This window comes from Pseudomonas sp. H1_D05, from assembly GCF_054682705.1.
This window is the reverse complement of sequence record NZ_CP162825.1, coordinates 3,970,824-3,989,079: the sequence shown is the minus strand read 5'-3', so window position 1 is coordinate 3,989,079 and position 18,256 is coordinate 3,970,824. Positions and strand designations below refer to the sequence as shown.

The 18,256-nt window shown below is 60.6% G+C and carries 16 protein-coding genes, 1 other RNA gene and 1 pseudogene; 10 read left to right on the top strand and 8 right to left on the bottom strand.

Annotation, left to right across the window (positions count from 1 at the left end):
* The first annotated feature begins 213 nt into the window (after positions 1-213).
* The 7 genes from AB4O11_RS18090 (at position 214) to hemN (ending at position 7,806) form a co-directional block, all read left to right on the top strand.
* Complete coding sequence (locus tag AB4O11_RS18090; protein WP_257358019.1) at positions 214-531, top strand: hypothetical protein; 318 nt, start codon at positions 214-216, stop codon at positions 529-531.
* Positions 531-1,946: a cytochrome c oxidase accessory protein CcoG gene (gene ccoG / locus AB4O11_RS18085; protein ID WP_093431860.1), complete on the top strand. Its 1,416-nt coding sequence runs from the start codon at positions 531-533 to the stop codon at positions 1,944-1,946. Before AB4O11_RS18090 ends, ccoG begins: the two co-directional genes overlap by 1 nt.
* Before the next feature lie 11 nt (positions 1,947-1,957).
* A complete protein-coding gene (locus AB4O11_RS18080; RefSeq protein ID WP_093431857.1) occupies positions 1,958-2,497 on the top strand; it encodes a FixH family protein in 540 nt (179 codons plus the stop codon).
* 428 nt (positions 2,498-2,925) lie between these two features.
* Positions 2,926-5,376 carry a heavy metal translocating P-type ATPase gene (locus AB4O11_RS18075; RefSeq protein WP_460127737.1) on the top strand — a complete coding sequence of 817 codons (2,451 nt, stop codon included), beginning with the start codon at positions 2,926-2,928 and terminating at the stop codon, positions 5,374-5,376.
* A gap of 24 nt (positions 5,377-5,400) precedes the next feature.
* The gene (ccoS, locus tag AB4O11_RS18070) at positions 5,401-5,613 is read left to right on the top strand and encodes a cbb3-type cytochrome oxidase assembly protein CcoS (protein ID WP_093431851.1); all 213 of its coding nucleotides are present in this window, start codon (positions 5,401-5,403) and stop codon (positions 5,611-5,613) included.
* Entirely contained in the window at positions 5,606-6,289 is a 684-nt protein-coding gene (locus AB4O11_RS18065) for a sulfite exporter TauE/SafE family protein (RefSeq protein ID WP_064116888.1), read from the top strand. The genes ccoS and AB4O11_RS18065 overlap by 8 nt, the downstream gene beginning before the upstream one ends.
* 134 nt (positions 6,290-6,423) lie before the next feature.
* Positions 6,424-7,806 carry an oxygen-independent coproporphyrinogen III oxidase gene (gene hemN, locus AB4O11_RS18060; protein WP_320337289.1) on the top strand — a complete coding sequence of 461 codons (1,383 nt, stop codon included), beginning with the start codon at positions 6,424-6,426 and terminating at the stop codon, positions 7,804-7,806.
* On the opposite strand, the gene AB4O11_RS18055 is transcribed toward hemN, so the two are convergent.
* On the bottom strand, positions 7,803-8,285 hold the full coding sequence (locus tag AB4O11_RS18055; RefSeq protein ID WP_093431846.1) for a hypothetical protein: 483 nt from the start codon (positions 8,283-8,285) through the stop codon (positions 7,803-7,805). The genes hemN and AB4O11_RS18055 overlap by 4 nt on opposite strands.
* 154 nt (positions 8,286-8,439) lie before the next feature.
* Here AB4O11_RS18055 and fnr point away from each other — a divergent pair, with 154 nt between their 5' ends.
* Positions 8,440-9,174 (top strand): fumarate/nitrate reduction transcriptional regulator Fnr, encoded by a 735-nt coding sequence (fnr, locus tag AB4O11_RS18050; protein WP_007918332.1) that lies wholly within the window; start codon positions 8,440-8,442, stop codon positions 9,172-9,174.
* Positions 9,175-9,252: 78 nt separating this feature from the next.
* A complete protein-coding gene (locus AB4O11_RS18045) occupies positions 9,253-9,801 on the top strand; it encodes an adenine phosphoribosyltransferase (RefSeq protein WP_034152844.1) in 549 nt (182 codons plus the stop codon).
* 110 nt (positions 9,802-9,911) lie between these two features.
* Here the strand turns inward: AB4O11_RS18045 and AB4O11_RS18040 are convergent, their stop codons facing one another.
* From AB4O11_RS18040 to dnaX, 5 genes are all read right to left on the bottom strand, one after another.
* Positions 9,912-11,060 (bottom strand): acyl-CoA dehydrogenase family protein, encoded by a 1,149-nt coding sequence (locus AB4O11_RS18040; RefSeq protein WP_194934563.1) that lies wholly within the window; start codon positions 11,058-11,060, stop codon positions 9,912-9,914.
* 192 nt (positions 11,061-11,252) lie between these two features.
* Positions 11,253-11,855, bottom strand: coding sequence for a recombination mediator RecR (recR, locus tag AB4O11_RS18035; protein ID WP_007918335.1), 603 nt, complete (start codon positions 11,853-11,855; stop codon positions 11,253-11,255).
* Positions 11,856-11,921: 66 nt separating this feature from the next.
* Positions 11,922-12,956, bottom strand: coding sequence for an NADP-dependent oxidoreductase (locus AB4O11_RS18030; RefSeq protein ID WP_460127734.1), 1,035 nt, complete (start codon positions 12,954-12,956; stop codon positions 11,922-11,924).
* Between the two features lie 281 nt (positions 12,957-13,237).
* Positions 13,238-13,576: a YbaB/EbfC family nucleoid-associated protein gene (locus tag AB4O11_RS18025; protein ID WP_016984747.1), complete on the bottom strand. Its 339-nt coding sequence runs from the start codon at positions 13,574-13,576 to the stop codon at positions 13,238-13,240.
* Between the two features lie 67 nt (positions 13,577-13,643).
* Positions 13,644-15,752, bottom strand: a complete 2,109-nt coding sequence (dnaX, locus tag AB4O11_RS18020; RefSeq protein ID WP_460127732.1) for a DNA polymerase III subunit gamma/tau — start codon at positions 15,750-15,752, stop codon at positions 13,644-13,646.
* Between the two features lie 145 nt (positions 15,753-15,897).
* Between dnaX and AB4O11_RS18015 the strand changes: the two are divergent.
* Positions 15,898-16,646, top strand: a pseudogene (locus AB4O11_RS18015) (substrate-binding periplasmic protein).
* Positions 16,647-16,840: 194 nt separating this feature from the next.
* Here the strand turns inward: AB4O11_RS18015 and ffs are convergent.
* Together ffs and AB4O11_RS18005 are read right to left on the bottom strand one after the other, a co-directional pair.
* An RNA gene (ffs, locus tag AB4O11_RS18010) (signal recognition particle sRNA small type) lies at positions 16,841-16,937 on the bottom strand.
* A 134-nt stretch (positions 16,938-17,071) separates the two neighbouring features.
* Positions 17,072-18,235, bottom strand: a complete 1,164-nt coding sequence (locus AB4O11_RS18005) for a zinc-binding metallopeptidase family protein (protein ID WP_460127730.1) — start codon at positions 18,233-18,235, stop codon at positions 17,072-17,074.
* Positions 18,236-18,256: the final 21 nt, after the last annotated feature.

Sequence of the window (18,256 nt, the reverse complement as noted above, 5' to 3'; positions counted from 1 at the left end):
TTATTCGAAAAAACAAAAAACTTCAAAGCACTCACAAAGAACAATCAATTGGATTTATTTCAGAGACACTAGCCGCACAAGTTTAATAACCTGCAGAGCACTGAAAATAAACATGACAAGTTCCATTCAACGTGGCGTGGCCCACGCAAAACCACATTCAAAGTTTTCTTTCAGGCCAGACACGCGTCGAGTTGTGCAAAGGAAACCCTGAACGTGACGCCATTCGTGCGTGCGTCCAATCTGACCAGGCTTTTTTATGAAACTCGCAATGACCGCAGCGGCGGACTGTTCTCCCATGGAAACAATGAATTAGCCCTCAAGCCAAAACCGTCCATACTCAACAAGTCAATTGACCTGCATCATGCTTTGCTGCATTCGCTACACCATTCAGGTTTTTTACCCAACGCGACCAAAGGTCGCACCCTTGAGCCAGAGCGACCGGCGTATCATTGCGCCACTGCAACACCCCTTTCTGACCTGGGTTGGCACGTATCGACCGAGGCATTTTTCCACTGCCGTGGGATGCAATGATGAGCAACCAGATTCCGGTACACGACGTCACACCACCGAGCAAAAACGCGAACAACAGCGTTGACCTTTACGCCTCTCGAGAAAAAATCTACACCCGCGCGTTCACCGGCCTGTTCCGCAATCTGCGGATGATGGGCGGCGCGGCATTGTTCCTGCTGTATTTCGGTACGGTGTGGCTGAACTGGGGCGGTCATCAGGCCGTGTGGTGGAACCTGCCGGAGCGCAAGTTCTTCATCTTCGGCGCCACTTTCTGGCCACAGGATTTCATTCTGCTCTCGGGCCTGTTGATCATTGCCGCGTTCGGCCTGTTCTTCATTACCGTGTACGCCGGCCGGGTCTGGTGCGGCTACACCTGTCCGCAAAGTGTGTGGACGTGGATTTTCATGTGGTGCGAGAAGGTCACCGAAGGCGACCGCAATCAGCGCATCAAGCTCGACAAGACGCCGATGAGCACCAACAAATTTGCGCGCAAATTCGCCAAACACGCGCTCTGGCTATTGATCGGTTTTGTCACCGGCATGACCTTCGTTGGCTACTTCTCGCCGATCCGTGAACTGGTCTTCGAATTCTTCACCGGCCAGGCCGATGGCTGGTCGTATTTCTGGGTCGGTTTCTTCACCCTCGCCACTTACGGCAACGCCGGTTGGCTGCGTGAGCAGGTGTGCATTTACATGTGCCCGTACGCACGCTTCCAGAGCGTGATGTTCGACAAGGACACGCTGATTGTTTCCTACGACCCGCGTCGCGGTGAAAGCCGTGGCCCGCGCAAGAAAGGCGTCGATTACAAGGCCCAGGGGCTGGGCGATTGCATCGATTGCACCATGTGCGTTCAGGTGTGCCCGACCGGCATCGACATCCGCGACGGCCTGCAGATCGAGTGCATTGGCTGCGCGGCCTGCATCGACGCCTGCGACAGCATCATGGACAAGATGGATTACCCGCGCGGGCTGATCAGCTACACCACCGAACACAACCTGTCCGGGCAGAAAACCCATAAACTGCGGCCACGCCTGATCGGCTATGCCGTAGTGTTGCTGGCGATGATCAGCCTGTTGGTCACTGCATTCGTGATGCGCTCGCTGGTTGGCTTCGACGTCAGCAAGGACCGCGTGCTGTACCGCGAAAACGCCGAAGGCCGGATCGAAAACGTCTACAGCCTGAAGATCATGAACAAGGATCAGCGCGACCACACTTACGTGCTGGAAGCCGCCGGCCTGCCCGACCTGCGCCTGCAAGGCAAACGCGAGATCAAAGTCGCGGCCGGCGACATCGTCAGCATGCCGGTCGAGTTGTCGAGCGCACCGGAGCAACTGCCATCGAGCACCAACGAGGTGAAATTCATCCTCAAGGATGCCGATGACGACAGCGTCCACGTTGAAGCCAAGAGCCGATTCATCGGCCCACAAATCCGTTGAGAGAACTGAACATGCCCGCAGCAAACGCCGCAAGTCCCTGGTACAAGCACCTTTGGCCATGGATCATCATCGGGATTCTGGCCTGTTCGGTGACCCTGACCCTGTCCATGGTGACCATTGCGGTGAACAACCCGGACAACCTGGTCAACGACAACTACTACGAGGCCGGCAAAGGCATCAACCGTTCGCTGGACCGTGAACTGTTGGCACAGACTCTGAAAATGCGCGCCGCTGTGCATCTGGATGACGTGACCGGTGAAGTTGATTTGCGCTTGAGCGGTGACAGTCAGCCAAAGACCCTGGAGCTGAACCTGATTTCACCGACGCAGCCGGAGAAGGATCGCAAGATTGTCCTGACCCGCAGCGAGACTGAAACCGGGCGTTACATCGGTCAATTGGGTGACAAAGTTGAAGGTCGCCGGTTTGTCGAGTTGCTGGGCAGTCAGGATGATCACGTCTGGCGGATGTTCGAGGAAGAATTGGTTAACCATGACAAGGATCTGCTGCTGGGTGATGAACCGCTGCAAGGTGCCGAAGACTTGAAGAAGTAAACAACTTCAAAAGCCCCCTCACCCTAGCCCTCTCCCCCAGGAGAGGGAACTGATCTCGAGCGTTTGCACGTTTTGTGTATGACAGTAAAGATCCAGCCGACTGAACCAGTTTTTCCGGCTCACACCGATCGGCTCCTTCTCCCTCCGGGAGAGGGAACTGATCTCGAGCGTTTGCACGTTTTGTGTATGACAGTAATGATCCAGCCGACTGAACCAGTTTTTCCGGCTCACACCGATCGGCTCCTTCTCCCTCCGGGAGAGGGGACTGATCTCGAGCGTTTGCACGTTTTGTGTATGACAGTAATGATCCAGTCGACTGAACCAGTTTTTCCGGCTCACACCGATCGGCTCCCTCTCCCTCCGGGAGAGGGCTGGGGTGAGGGCAAGCGGACAACCCCAATGCAAGGGCTTAACCCCTCAACGATGCCATGACCACCCCACTCCCCTGCTATCACTGCGCCCTGCCGGTCTCGTCCGGCAGCCGCTTCACTGCCGTCGTACTCGGGCAATCCCGCGAATTCTGCTGCCCGGGCTGTCAGGCCGTGGCCGAAGCCATCGTCGCCGGCGGCCTGGAAAGCTATTACCAACACCGCAGCGAAGCCTCGGCCAACCCCGAAGCATTGCCGGTGCAATTGGTCGATGAGCTGGCCCTGTACGACCGCGCCGATGTGCAGCAACCCTTCGTCCGCCATGAAGGCGAACTGGCTGAAACCACCCTGTTGATGGAAGGCATCAGTTGTGCCGCCTGCGGCTGGCTGATCGAAAAACACCTGCGCACGCTGCCCGCCGTGGCCGAAGCGCGGCTGAACCTGTCCAACCATCGCCTGCATGTGCGCTGGGCCGACGCGCAATTACCGCTGAGCCAAGTACTCGCCGAACTGCGCCACATCGGCTACGCCGCCCACCCGTATCAGGCCGATCACGCCAGCGAACAACTGGCCAGCGAAAACCGCCTGGCCCTGCGTCAGCTCGGCGTCGCCGGGCTGCTGTGGTTCCAGGCGATGATGGCGACCATGGCCACCTGGCCGGAATTCAACATCGACCTCAGCCCCGAGCTGCACACGATCCTGCGCTGGGTCGCGCTGTTCCTGACCACACCGATCGTGTTCTACAGCTGCGCGCCGTTCTTCAAAGGCGCGATGCGCGATCTGCGCACACGCCACCTGACCATGGATGTCTCGGTGTCGCTGGCGATCGGCAGTGCCTACATTGCCGGGATCTGGACCTCGATCACCGGGGTCGGCGAGTTGTATTTCGACGCGGTGGGGATGTTTGCACTGTTCCTGCTCGCCGGCCGCTATCTCGAACGCCGTGCCCGCGAACGCACCGCTGCCGCCACCGCGCAATTGGTCAATCTGTTGCCTGCCTCCTGCCTGCGCCTTGATGCAGCCGGCCAGAGCGAACGCATCCTGCTCAGCGAACTGCGCCTCGGCGAGCGGATTCTGGTGCAGGCCGGCTCGATTCTGCCGGCGGACGGCAAGATCATCGACGGCCAATCGAGCATCGACGAATCGCTGCTCACCGGCGAATACCTGCCGCAACCGCGTACCCTCGGCGACACGGTCACTGCTGGCACGCTCAATGTCGAAGGCGCGTTGACCGTGGAAGTTCAGGCGCTGGGCCAAGACACGCGCCTGTCGGCCATCGTCCGTCTGCTCGACCGCGCCCGGGCGGAAAAACCGCGACTGGCGGAAATCGCCGACCGCGCCGCGCAATGGTTTTTGCTGTTATCACTGATTGCCGCCGCGGCCATCGGCCTGCTCTGGTGGGAGCTGGATTCATCGCGCGCATTCTGGATTGTCCTCGCCATGCTCGTTGCGACCTGCCCGTGCGCGCTGTCGCTGGCAACACCGACCGCGCTCACCGCAGCCACCGGGACATTGCACAAACTCGGTTTGCTGCTGACCCGTGGTCACGTGCTGGAAGGCTTGAATCAAATCGACACGGTGATCTTCGACAAGACCGGCACCCTCACCGAAGGCCGACTGGTGCTGCGCTCGATTCGCCCGCTCGGCGCGCGCGACAGCGATGAATGCCTGAGCCTTGCCGCCGCACTGGAAAACCGTTCGGAACACCCGATTGCCCGCGCCTTTGGCCGTGCGCCGCTGGCCGCTGAAGAAGTCCACAGCACGCCAGGTCTTGGCCTCGAAGGCTTGGTCGATGGACAGCGTTTGCGCATCGGCCGGGCAGAATTTGTCTGCGCCCTCAGCGGTGCGAACGTGCCCGCCATGCCAAACGAGGCCGGCCAATGGTTGCTGCTCGGCGACACTCAAGGGCCGCTGGCGTGGTTCGTTCTCGACGACCGCTTGCGTGATGACGCCCCCGCGCTGCTCGCCGCGTGCAAGGCACGTGGCTGGCGTACGCTGTTGTTATCCGGCGACAGCTCGCCGATGGTCGCCAGTGTGGCGGCGGAACTCGGCATCGACGAGGCTCGCGGTGGTCTGCGCCCGGACGACAAGCTGCAAGTCCTGCAACAGTTGCACAAGGAAGGTCGCAAAGTGCTGATGCTCGGCGATGGCGTCAATGACGTGCCGGTACTCGCCGCGGCCGACATCAGCGTGGCCATGGGTTCGGCCACCGATCTGGCGAAAACCAGTGCCGATGCGGTGTTGCTGTCCAACCGCCTCGACGCCTTGGTCCAAGCCTTCACGCTCGCGCGGCGGACCCGTCGGGTCATCATCGAGAACCTGCTGTGGGCGGCGCTGTACAATGGCCTCATGTTGCCGTTCGCCGCCCTCGGCTGGATCACTCCGGTGTGGGCCGCCGTCGGCATGTCGATCAGTTCGTTGACCGTGGTGCTCAATGCCCTGCGCCTGACTCGCCTGCCGAGTCCGCCGCCCGCCAGCACCCGATCGCACACCCGCCCGCTGCCGGCCTGAGCCGCGCGGGCACCTGGAGTACAGATGCCAGCTCTCTACGTGATGATCCCGGCCGCCCTGCTGATCGTGGCCATCGCCGTTTACATCTTTTTCTGGGCGGTGGACAGCGGTCAGTACGACGACCTCGACGGCCCGGCGCACAGCATCCTGTTCGATGATCAGGATCCGAACCACACCGCCGCCGTGGACGAAGCCAACCCCGACAAACCGGACGACAAGGCCCCACCTCATGCTTGAACTGGCGCCCTTGCTGGTATCGGCATTGATCCTCGGCCTGCTCGGTGGCGGTCATTGCCTGGGCATGTGCGGCGGTTTGATGGGCGCGCTGACCCTGGCGATTCCCAAGGAACAGCGCAGCCGGCGTTTCCGCTTGTTGCTGGCGTATAACCTTGGGCGGATTCTCAGTTATGCCACGGCTGGTTTGTTGATCGGTCTGGCCGGATGGGCTGTCGCCAACAGTCCGGCCGCGCTGTTCATGCGCGTGCTGGCTGGATTGCTACTGATCGCCATGGGTTTGTATCTGGCCGGATGGTGGAGCGGGCTGACGCGCATTGAAAGTCTTGGACGCGGTTTGTGGCGCTACATTCAGCCGGTGGCCAACCGCTTGCTGCCGGTGTCGAGTGTGCCGCGCGCGTTATTACTTGGCGCATTGTGGGGCTGGCTGCCGTGTGGTCTGGTTTACAGCACATTGCTGTGGTCGGCGAGTCAGGGCAATGCGCTGGACAGTGCGTTGTTGATGCTCGCGTTTGGCCTCGGCACCTGGCCGGTGCTACTCGCCACGGGCCTCGCGGCAGAACGCGTGACTGCCATTTTGCGCAAACGCAGCGTGCGCATGGCGGGTGGATTGCTGGTAATTCTGTTTGGCATCTGGACATTGCCGGGGCCGCATCAGCATTGGTTGATGGGCCATTAGATCGGCGGCGCAGCCTGCTCGCGAAGAGGCCCGCACTAACACCACACCTCTCCCCGTTGATGCAAATCAACAGCGCCACCACCGCCCCCCGATAGACTCGCTCACACTGCCAGCCTATCCGGGGGAATGCCCGCATGCTCGACGCCATTCGTTGGGACTCTGATCTGATCCGCCGCTACGACTTGGCGGGGCCGCGCTACACCTCGTATCCGACGGCCGTGCAATTTCATAGTCAGGTCGGCACCTTCGACCTGTTTCATGCCCTGCGCGACAGCCGCAAGGCCCTGCGCCCGTTGTCGTTGTATGTGCATGTGCCGTTCTGCGCGAACATTTGCTACTACTGCGCCTGCAACAAAGTCATCACCAAGGATCGTGGTCGCGCCCTGCCCTACCTGCAGCGGCTGGAGCAGGAAATCCAGTTGATCGCCTGCCACCTCGACCCGGCGCAGAAGGTCGAACAATTGCACTTCGGTGGCGGCACGCCGACCTTTCTCAGCCACGACGAACTGCGTCAGTTGATGGCGCACCTGCGCAAGCATTTCAATTTACTGGATGACGACTCCGGTGATTACGGCATCGAGATCGACCCGCGTGAAGCCGACTGGTCGACCATGGGCCTGCTGCGCGAACTGGGTTTCAACCGGGTCAGCATCGGCCTGCAAGACCTTGATCCAGCGGTGCAGCGCGCGGTCAATCGCCTGCAAAGTCTGGAAGAAACCCGCGCGGTGATCGATGCTGCGCGTACTCTGCAATTTCGCTCGATCAATATCGATTTGATCTACGGCTTGCCCAAACAGACCTCGGAAAATTTCGCCCGCACCGTTGAAGAAGTCATCAGCCTGCAACCGGACCGGCTCTCGGTGTTCAACTATGCGCACCTGCCCGAGCGTTTCATGCCGCAGCGACGGATCAACGGCAATGAATTGCCCGAGCCTGCGCAGAAGCTGGAAATGCTTGAGCGCACCATCGAGCAGCTCACCGCCGCCGGCTATCGCTACATCGGCATGGATCACTTCGCCCTGCCCGATGACGAGCTGGCGATTGCTCAGGAAGAACAAACCCTGCAACGCAACTTCCAGGGTTACACCACTCATGGCCACTGCGATCTGATTGGTCTGGGGGTTTCCGCGATCAGCCAGATCGGCGACCTGTATTGCCAGAACAGCAGCGATCTCAACGAGTACCAGAACACCCTCGCCGCCGCACAACTGGCGACCAGCCGGGGCCTGGTGTGTAACGCCGATGATCGCTTGCGCCGAGCGGTGATCCAGCAGTTGATCTGCAATTTCAGTCTGGAGTTCGCCGCGATCGAGCAGCAGTTCAACATCGATTTTCAGGGCTATTTCGGCGCGCTGTGGCCGCAGTTGCAAGGCATGGCCAGTGATGGCCTGATCGCGCTGGATCGCGAGCGGATCGCCGTGTTGCCGGCGGGTCGTCTGCTGGTGCGCTCGGTGTGCATGGTGTTCGATGCCTATCTGGAACAGCAGAACCGTCAGCGTTTTTCGCGGGTGATCTAGTTTTTCGTCAGCAACGAACCGACGCTCAGGTTCTGATCCGCGGTCAACCCGGACTGCCCGACCACTTTGGACAAAGCCAGATTGGCCGTGATCAGGCCGGTATTCAAGGCGGCGATAGCGCCTCGCAGCGCGGCAGCCTTGATGATCTTTTCTTCGTTGGAAAGGCGCTTGTCGGCCATGACCGCTTCGATGAGTGCCTTTTTCTCGGCAATCTGTTTTTGCAGTTTGCGGATCATCTTCAGCAATTGCTGGATGTTCTCTGGCAAGCCACTGTTCTCGATGTCGCTGTTTTCGCCACCGATACTGGCGGCCTTTTCGATCGATGCGCCGGACAGCGACACTTTGACGCCCTCGACCAAGGTCGGGGTTGCCTCTTCGGGCGAGCCTGGATCGCGTGCATTGCCGGACGCAGCTTTAAACGCTTCCGGCGTTGCCGCAACGTCGCTGCTAGCGGGGCCCAGCGTACCAATGGCGGCCATCGAATCGTTCCTTGTATGCACTTTGATACCTGTTTATCGGCTGCTGGCCCTGTGGCTTTATGGCTGTAGGGCAAAGTCGCCCCAGACTGGCCTGAATGTCCTCCCGTGAGTTACCCTTACGGCTTATGTGTGTTTTCCCACAAGGATCCAAGAAATGTCCGAGCCAGTTAAACTGCGCGCTCACAACCAGGCCCATTGCAAGGATTGCAGCCTGGCCCCTCTCTGCCTGCCACTTTCTCTGAATCTGGAAGACATGGATGCGCTGGACGAAATCGTTAAACGCGGCCGCCCGTTGAAAAAAGGCGAGTTCCTGTTCCGCCAGGGCGACACGTTCGATTCCGTTTATGCAGTACGCTCCGGCGCCCTGAAGACCTTCAGCCTCAGCGACAGCGGCGAAGAGCAGTTGACGGGTTTCCACCTGCCGAGCGAACTGGTCGGCCTGTCCGGCATGGACACCGAGAAACACCCGGTCTCCGCCCAAGCACTGGAAACCACTTCGGTCTGCGAAATCCCTTTTGAACGTCTCGACGAACTGGCCCTGCAACTGCCGCAGCTACGCCGCCAGTTGATGCGCGTCATGAGCCGGGAAATCCGCGACGACCAGCAAATGATGTTGCTGCTGTCGAAAAAAACCGCCGACGAGCGCATCGCTACCTTCCTGGTCAACCTCTCGGCCCGCTTCCGCGCTCGCGGATTTTCGGCCAACCAGTTCCGTCTGAGCATGTCGCGCAATGAAATCGGTAACTACCTCGGTCTGGCGGTGGAAACCGTGTCCCGGGTCTTCACCCGTTTTCAGCAGAACGAACTGATCGCCGCCGAGGGCAAAGAGATTCACATCCTCGACCCGATCCAGCTCTGCGCGCTGGCCGGTGGCTCGATCGAAGGCTGATCTCGATCCGCGGTTGAGCGAAGCGTTTCAGCCGCGGGTATACTGCGCCGTTTGCAGCCCTGCCAGGACACCTCGACGATGGTCTTCGACTCCTTCGACATCAAATCGCTTATCCGCCCTGTGATCGACTTCCCGAAACCGGGCGTGATCTTTCGCGACATCACCCCGCTGTTTCAGTCGCCGACGGCTCTGCGCCTGGTGATGGACAGTTTCGCCCACCGCTACGTCGAAGCTGATTTCACCCACATTGGCGCGATGGATGCCCGTGGCTTCCTGATCGGCTCGGTGTTGGCCTATCAGTTGAACAAACCGCTGGTGCTGTTCCGCAAGCAAGGCAAACTGCCGGCGGACGTACTGGCCGAAGGTTACGCAACCGAGTACGGCGAAGCGTTCCTGGAAGTGCACGCCGACAGCCTGTGTGAAGGCGATTCGGTGGTGATGTTCGATGATTTGATTGCCACGGGCGGGACATTGATCGCAGCAGCCAACCTGATTCGCCGCATGGGCGCGCGGGTGCATGAAGCGGCGGCGATTATTGATTTGCCGGAGCTGGGTGGTTCGCAGCGTCTTGAGGACATGGGCATTCCTAGCTTCTGCCTGACGCAGTTTGCCCTGACTGATAAATAAGTAGCGCCCTCCCGGACGCTTTCGCGAGCAAGCTCGCTCCCACAAGGGAACGCATTCCAACTGTGGGAGCGAGCTTGCTCGCGAAGGGTCCGGCAGCCTCACGCCGAAACCTATAGCCCCATCTGCTTGCTGATGATCTCGTTCATCACTTCCCGCGTCCCGCCGCCAATCGACAGAATGCGGTTATCCCGATACAGCCGCTCCACCAGACTTTCGCGCATATAACCCAGCCCGCCAAGAATCTGCACCGCCTCGGTGGTGATCCGGTCCGAGGTGTCCGTGGCAAAGTTCTTCGCCATGGAAATTTCCTTGATCACACTCTGTCCCGCCGCCATCTTCGCCGCTTGCCGGTAAGTAAACTCGCGTGAGACTTCCAGCGCAGTCGCCATCTCGGCGAGGCGATGCTTGATTACCTGAAACTTGCCGATCGGCTTGCCAAACGCTTCGCGCTCGCGCGCCCACTTCAGGCTTTGCTCCAGTGCAAGCTGTGAGGTCATGTTGGCCATCAGCGCCAACGCCAGCCGTTCGCTCTGGAAATTGCCCATGATGCAGGCGAAGCCCATGTTCTCGGCGCCGATCAGGTTTCCTGCAGGCACGCGGCAATCGTCGAAGAACAACTCAGCCGTGTCCGACGCCCACCAACCCATTTTTTTCAACTGCCGGCCAACGGTGAAGCCCGGCGTACCCTTCTCGATCAGCAGCAGACTGATGCCGCCAAACCCCGGCGCACCGGTGCGTACCGCGACGGTGTAGAAATCGGCGCGCACGCCACTGGTGATAAAGGTTTTACTGCCGCTGACGCGATAGACATCGCCGTCACGCACGGCGCGGGTTTGCAGGTTGGCGACGTCGGAGCCGCCGCCGGGTTCGGTGACGGCCAGGGCACTGATCTTTTCGCCGCTGAGCACTTGCGGCACAACGTGATCACGCACCTCGGGACGGGCCCATTTGACGATCGGTGGCAGGCCGATATCCAGCGATCCCAGCCCCGCTACCAGGCCGCCAGAGCCGCAGCGCATCAACTCCTCACTGGCGGCGACCTTGGCGAACAGATCGCCTGCATGGCTGCCTCCCAGCGCTTCCGGATAACCGATGCCGAGGATGCCTGCCGCGCCAGCCTTCAGGTACAGCTCACGGGGAAAGCTTTCGGCTTCTTCCCACTGATCGATGTCCGGCAGGATCTCGCGTTCGACGAAACGTCTGACGCTGTCGCGGACCAATTGGTGGCTGGGGTCGAAGTATTCCTGAAAGGCAGGCATGGGCGAGCTCCACGGAAAGGTTCGCCGAACTTAACCGAGCGCTTGCTTGGTTTTCAACTCAATTGTGTGAATCAGCCAAACCGAGTCGCCCCATTCGCGAGCAAGCTCGCTCCCACAGGGGATTTGTGAATGACACAAAACCAATGTGGGAGCGAGCTTGCTCGCGAAGGCGTCAGCTCAGACACTGCAAATTCAGAGAGAAATCGGTTTACGCCCGGCAAACGAATGCGCCAGCGTGCCGCCATCGACCAGTTCCAGTTCACCACCCAACGGCACGCCGTGGGCAATCCGCGAGGCGATCAGGCCTTTGTTGCTCAACAGCTGAGCAATGTAATGCGCCGTCGCCTCACCTTCCACGGTCGGGTTGGTCGCGAGGATGACTTCGGTAAACGTGCCCGCCTCTTCGATCCGCGTCATCAACTGCGGAATGCCGATCGCCTCAGGCCCCAGGCCATCGAGCGGCGACAAATGCCCCTTGAGCACAAAGTAGCGGCCACGGAAACCGGTCTGCTCGACCGCATACACATCCATCGGCCCTTCCACCACGCACAGCAACGTATCGTCACGGCGGGTATCGGCGCATTGCGGGCACAGATCGTCTTCGGTCAGCGTGCGGCACTGACGGCAGTGACCGACCCCTTCCATGGCCTGGCTGAGGGCCTGGGCCAGGCGCAAGCCGCCGCTGCGGTCACGCTCGAGCATCTGCAACGCCATGCGCTGGGCGGTTTTCTGCCCCACGCCCGGCAAAGTGCGCAAGGCGTCGATCAGTTGGCGAATCAAAGGGCTGAAGCTCATGGGTAAAAAGTCCGACAAAACAACGAGACGCGGTTTATACCCGCGCCTCTGGCCAGCGTCAAATACTCAGTCCTGGGCGACCTTCACCACCAGTTTGCCGAAGTTGCGCCCTTCCAGCAGACCGATAAACGCCTCGGGCGCCTGCTCTAGGCCTTCGACCACGTCCTCGCGGGATTTCACCTTGCCATCGCGTACCCACGGCACCATGTGGCTGATGAACTCCGGCTGACGATCACCGTAATCGTCGAACACGATGAAGCCCTGAATCCGCACGCGCTTGGTCAGCAGCGTGCGTTGCAGCATCGGCAGGCGATCCGGGCCTTTTGGCGCTTCGGAGGCGTTGTAACCAGCGATCAGACCGCACAACGGAATGCGCGCCTTGGGATTGAGCAGCGGCACCACGGCATCGAATACATGACCACCGACGTTCTCGTAATAGATGTCGATGCCGTTGGGGCAGGCCTTGGCCAGTTGCTCGGCGAAGTCGGCGGCTTTGTGATCGATGCAGGCATCGAAACCCAGCTCTTCGACCACGTACTTGCACTTCTCGGCACCGCCGGCCACGCCGACCGAGCGCAGGCCTTTGATCTTTGCCACTTGCCCGACCACCGAGCCGACCGCGCCGGACGCAGCCGCCACCACCAGCGTTTCGCCTTCTTTCGGCTGACCGATGTCCATCAGCCCCATGTACGCGGTCATGCCGGGCATGCCCAACACACCCAGCGCCATCGACGGGCTCGGCAACCCGGCAGGGATCGGGATGATGTCACGGCCATCGCTGATGCTGTGGCTCTGCCAACCGGTCGCGCCGACCACCAGATCGCCTTTATGGAATTTCGGATGACGTGAATCCTCGACACGGCTGACCGCGCCGCCGGTCATCACTTCACCGATTTGTACCGGCGCGGCGTAAGAGGGTGCGTCGCTCATGCGCCCGCGCATGTAGGGATCGAGGGACAGGTACAGGGTTTTCAGCAATACCTGGCCGTCCTGCAGATCCGGCAAGGCTTCGCGTTCGAGGCGGAAGTTTTCCGGGGTCGGCGCGCCAACCGGACGCGAGGCGAGGACGAAGCGTTGGTTGAGGGTAAGAGAGTCGGACATGTCAGCGTCTCCTGTGAAGGGTTAATTCAGCGGGTATAGGGAGCAGACCGTTGAGCCATTTGGGCGTTCGATGTTTATTCCGGTGGACCGAGGTGAGTTGATCGTTCCCATGCTCCGCGTGGGAATGCCGCAACGGACGCTCCGCGTTCGGCTCTGGACTTGGAACGCGGAGCGTCCCGGGCTGCATTCCCACGCAGAGCGTGGGAACGATCGGTCAGAAACAAAAATGCCAGGCGCAATGCCTGGCATTTTGTGTAGCTCATCTGCCGCCGGTTGGCGAATCAGAATGGCAGTTTCATACCGGCCGGCAGGTTCATGCCAGCGGTCATGTTGCCCATTTTGTCCTGGCTGTTCTTTTCGATCTTGCGCACTGCGTCGTTGACGGCGGAGGCGATGACCGCTTCCAGCATTTCTTTGTCATCTTCGCTCATGCCTTCAACCAGGCTTGGGTCGATGCTCACGCTTTTGACGTCGTGACGACCGGTCATCACCACGGTGACCATATCGCCGCCGGCCTTACCGGTGACTTCGGCGTTGGCCAGTTCTTCCTGCATCTTGGCCATTTTTTCCTGCATCTGCTGTGCCTGCTTCATCAGGCCGGCCATGCCACCTTTCATCATGGGAATCACCTCAAAAGTACTTGGATCAAAACAGCGCCCGGCCAGCGCGGCCGGGCACCTTCAGTTATTAGCCTTGGGCGACCAAGGCATCGACAGGTTCAATAGTATCGTGTCGCACCACCGCGCCGAACTGCTGAACCATTTGCTGGATGAACGGATCGCCGTGAATCGACTCCTCCGCCTCGCGCTGACGGTTGGCACGCCGACGGGACGCGGCCCGGGCCGGGGTTTCCTGCTCGGGCTTGATCAGCTCGATGGTCAGGCTCAATGTGCGACCGTGGAACTGGTTCAGCGCATCGTTGAGACGACGCTGCTGCGTGGCGTTGAAGAGTGCGCTGTGCGCCGGGTCGAGGTGCATCAGCCAATGGTCGCCATCGACGGCGATCAATGTGCAGTTGGCGGCGATGCTGCCGGTCATGCCGGAGATCGGCAGTTTCGGGAACAATTCCAGCCACTGCAACGCCAGACCTGTGGCCGGCGCCGCAGCCGGCTCTGGCTCGGGCTCCGGGGCAGGCTCGGCGGCGTGCTCACTGGCCAGTTCGTCGAGGTAGCTGTAGGCCGAATCGATGTCCGGCTCGATGTAATCCTCATCCAGCGGCGGCTCGTCGTCCAGGTCCATGCCCGGGGTGGCGGCATCGACGTCAGCGACCGACGGTTCGGGAATCGGCGCGGCGGCCCACTCAGGCGCCTCCGGAACGACGCTGTCCGGGGTCGGCAGCGGCATCGGCGGCAACTCGGGTTGCTCGGCGGTGGTTTCCAGCACTGGTTCGACGGCGGGTTGCTGCGCAGGCTCGGGTTCAGCCTCGGGCTCTACCGGGTCATTCCACGGCAGGTCGACGACGGCTTCGGCGACGACCGGCGCGGGTTCAGGTTCTGCCGCAGCAACGGGCGCAACCGGCGCAGGCTCGGGAGTCGGTGCCGGGATCGCAACAGGTGCCGGCGCTGGAGCTGGATCCGGCACTGGAGCCGGCGCAACAGCAGCAGCGACTACCGGCGCTGGTTTAGGCGCGGCAGCCACGGAGTTTGCGGAATCAACTGTGGCCTGGCTGATCCCCACTGGCTTTAGCGGTTGCCTCGGTGCGTCTGCGGTATCTGCCGGCCGGAAGGCCAGCATCCGCAGCAGGACCATTTCGAAGCCACCACGCGGGTCCGGCGCCAGCGGTAAATCGCGGCGGCCGATCAGGCCCATCTGGTAATAGAACTGCACGTCTTCGGCCGGCAAGGCCTGCGCCAGTGCCAACACGCGATCGCGGTCGCCATGGCCATTGTCGACGCCTTCCGGCAGCGCCTGGGCGATGGCCACGCGGTGCAGCACATTAAGAATTTCCGAGAGCACGCCATTCCAGTCCGGGCCTTGTTCGGCCAGGTGACGCACGGCTTCGAGCAACGCTTTGGCGTCGCCTTCGATCAACGAATGCAGGACGTCATAGACCTGACCGTGATCCAGCGTGCCGAGCATCGCTCGCACGTCGGTAGCGAGAACCTTGCCTTCACCGAAAGCAATCGCCTGGTCGGTGAGGCTCATGGCATCACGCATCGAACCGTCAGCGGCGCGACCGAGCAACCACAGGGCATCGTCTTCAAACGGCACGTTTTCGGCAGTGAGAACGTGGGTCAAATGCTCGACCACACGCTCCGGCGTCATGTTCTTCAGAGAGAACTGCAGGCAGCGCGACAAAATCGTTGCCGGAAGTTTCTGCGGATCAGTGGTCGCCAGGATGAACTTAACGTACGGCGGCGGCTCTTCGAGGGTTTTCAGCAGCGCATTGAAGGAATGGCTGGAGAGCATGTGCACTTCGTCGATCAGGTAGACCTTGAAGCGCCCACGGCTTGGCGCGTACTGCACGTTGTCGAGCAGTTCGCGGGTGTCTTCGACCTTGGTGCGGCTCGCGGCGTCGATCTCGATCAGGTCGACGAAGCGCCCCTCATCGATTTCACGGCACACCGAACACTCGCCGCACGGGCTGGAAGTGATACCTGTCTCACAGTTCAGGCATTTGGCAATGATCCGCGCAATCGTGGTTTTACCCACCCCGCGCGTACCGGTGAACAGGTACGCGTGGTGCAGCCGCTGGCTGTCCAAGGCATTGATCAGAGCTTTGAGCACATGGGTCTGGCCGACCATTTCGCGGAACGAGCGCGGACGCCATTTACGTGCAAGAACCTGATAACTCATCGAAAACCGTCGCAGCGAAGGAAGCAGAAGCGGCTAATGCTAGCGGAGCAAGGGCAAAATTGCATCCGGTGTCCTCGTCTAATATGGCTAAGCTGCATGAGCAGAGGCTTTTATCGGCTCGGGATCGGGAATTACCGGAGCGTTTATGCGGTGGGCCTTAGGGGCGTTGCTGGGAATCAGCCTGAACGTGACGGCAGCGGAAAACCCGTTGCGCTTCGCCATGCCCGACAGCTGGGCAATGCCGATGGTGCAATTCGAACGCGGCCGACCGACCCAAGGCATTCTCTACGACCTGATGCTCAGCCTGGCCACGCAGGTCGGTGTACCGGCCGAGTTTCACGTCCTGCCCCGCGCCCGCGTGCAGACCGCCATGGAACACGGCGAGATCGACGTGCGCTGCTATGCCGCACAGTCATGGCTGCCAAATCAGTCGGGGGATTACATCTGGAGTCTGCCGTTGTTCTTCCAGCGCGATCTGCTGATCAGCCGCAAGATCAACCTGCCAGTGTCGTCCCCGCGCATTTGCCCCGCCAATCCATCGGCACCGTTCTGGGCTACACCTACCCGACTCTGCAACCACTGTTCGATGACGATCGATTGCAACGCGAAGATGCGCGCAATCAGGAGCAGGTGCTGGAGAAACTGCTGGCCGGGCGTTATCGGTATGCGGTGAGCAATCAGTGGACGCTGGACTGGTTTAACCAGCGCCTGCTCCCTGAGCAACAGTTGCAGGGGGTGGCGGTTTTACAGGAGCAGAAGGTCGGTTGTTACGTGAGGAATGATCCGAAGGTACCGGTGCAGCGAATATTGCGCACGTTGTTGCGGATGAAAATGTCGGGGGAGATTGATGAGATTATCCGGCTCTATACCGGGTCCTCTGAAGCCACCCCATAACCCCTGTAGGAGTGAGCCTGCTCGCGAAAGCGGTGTCTCAGTCAACTCATCTCTGGCAGGTCTGACGCCTTCGCGAGCAGGCTCGCTCCCACAGTTAACTCAGGGCACTGGCCAAATCGCAGACACAAAAAAACCGCAGTGGGCGAAACCCATGCAGTTCTGTTTAAGCGTTCGATTGTTCGTTAAGGTGGTAACCCCACCAGCCACACCCCGGCACACAATGTTCCCGCTGTGGCTGCTGCCTTCCGGCTCTGACCAGGTTCACGGGTAATCGTTGCGGGGGGACCGATGGGGTCACCATAACGACGCTTGCCTGTCGGCGAGCCGCGCCATTGTACCTATCTGAGACGAAGTTACAACCGTTGGTTGCAGATTAAAAATATGAACGGGTTCAAGGACATAAAGATCGCAGCCTGCGGCAGCGCCTACAGGGCCAGAACTTCATCCGCCCTGCCGCCCGCCTGCTGGATCACCAGATGAATGAAGTGCAGTTTGGCAATCGCTGGCGCCGGCAGCACGAACGGGTAGAAATCCGGCTGGCCCATGCTCCGTGACAGCTCATTGAGCATGCCCGCCAGTTCGATCCACGCGTTGACGAATGACAGGAACGCCTCGCCGCCGGGATGCTCCGGGTCGTACAGCGTGCTGGTCGGAAACGGTTGATAGTCGAAATCCATTTCCCGCGCGCTCATGCCAAAACCCAGTGCCGTGTCCACTGCGTCCATCATATGCAGGTAGTGCGCCCAGGTTTCCGCCCAGTCTTCCCACGGGTGCATGGTCGCGTAGGCGCTGACGTAGTACTGCGGCCAGTCCAGCGGTGCGCCCTGTTGATAGTGACGATCAAGCGCTTCGGCGTAACTGGCGCGTTCGTCACCGAACAGGCTGCGGAATGAATCGAGCCAGGGGCCGTTGGCGATCAGCCGATCCCAGTAGTAATGCCCGACCTCATGACGAAAATGCCCGAGCAGTGTGCGGTAGGGTTCATGCATCGCCGCCCTCACCTGCTCGCGGTGGGCGTCGTCGGCTTCTTTGATGTCGAGGGTGATCAGGCCATTGGCGTGGCCGGTCATCGGCGCCTTGCCTTCAAGGTCGACGCCGATGAAATCGAAGGCCAGCCCAGTGTCTTCATCCACGGTTTTCGGGATGACTTGCAGGCCGAGGGTGATCAGTTGCGCAACGAGGCGACGCTTGGCGATTTCGACTTTGCGCCAACGCTCAGGGTTGTCCGGGGCGGACAGGTCGGGGATGGTGCGATTGAGGCTGCAGGCGATGCACAGGCTGTCGTGATCATTGGCCGGCAGCAGCCAGTTGCACGCAGCGGCTGTGTCGAGGTTGGCGCAGCGGCGGAACAGGCCGGCCTCGGGGTCGGCGTCGAGCGTCCAGGTGCCCGCGTATGGCCCCGGCTGCAGCGAGGTCAGGCGACTTTCTTCGGCTTGATAACCAAGCAATGCGTTGCAGGCTAGGCACTGGCTATTGCGAAAGAACAGCGACTGGCCGCAGCGGCACGGCCAGACTTTGCTGTTGCGTGAGGATTCGCCCATGAACGGCGCGATGATGCGGGAACTGAGCTGCTCGAAAAAGCGGTGCATGGCGATCTCTCCACTGGGGCT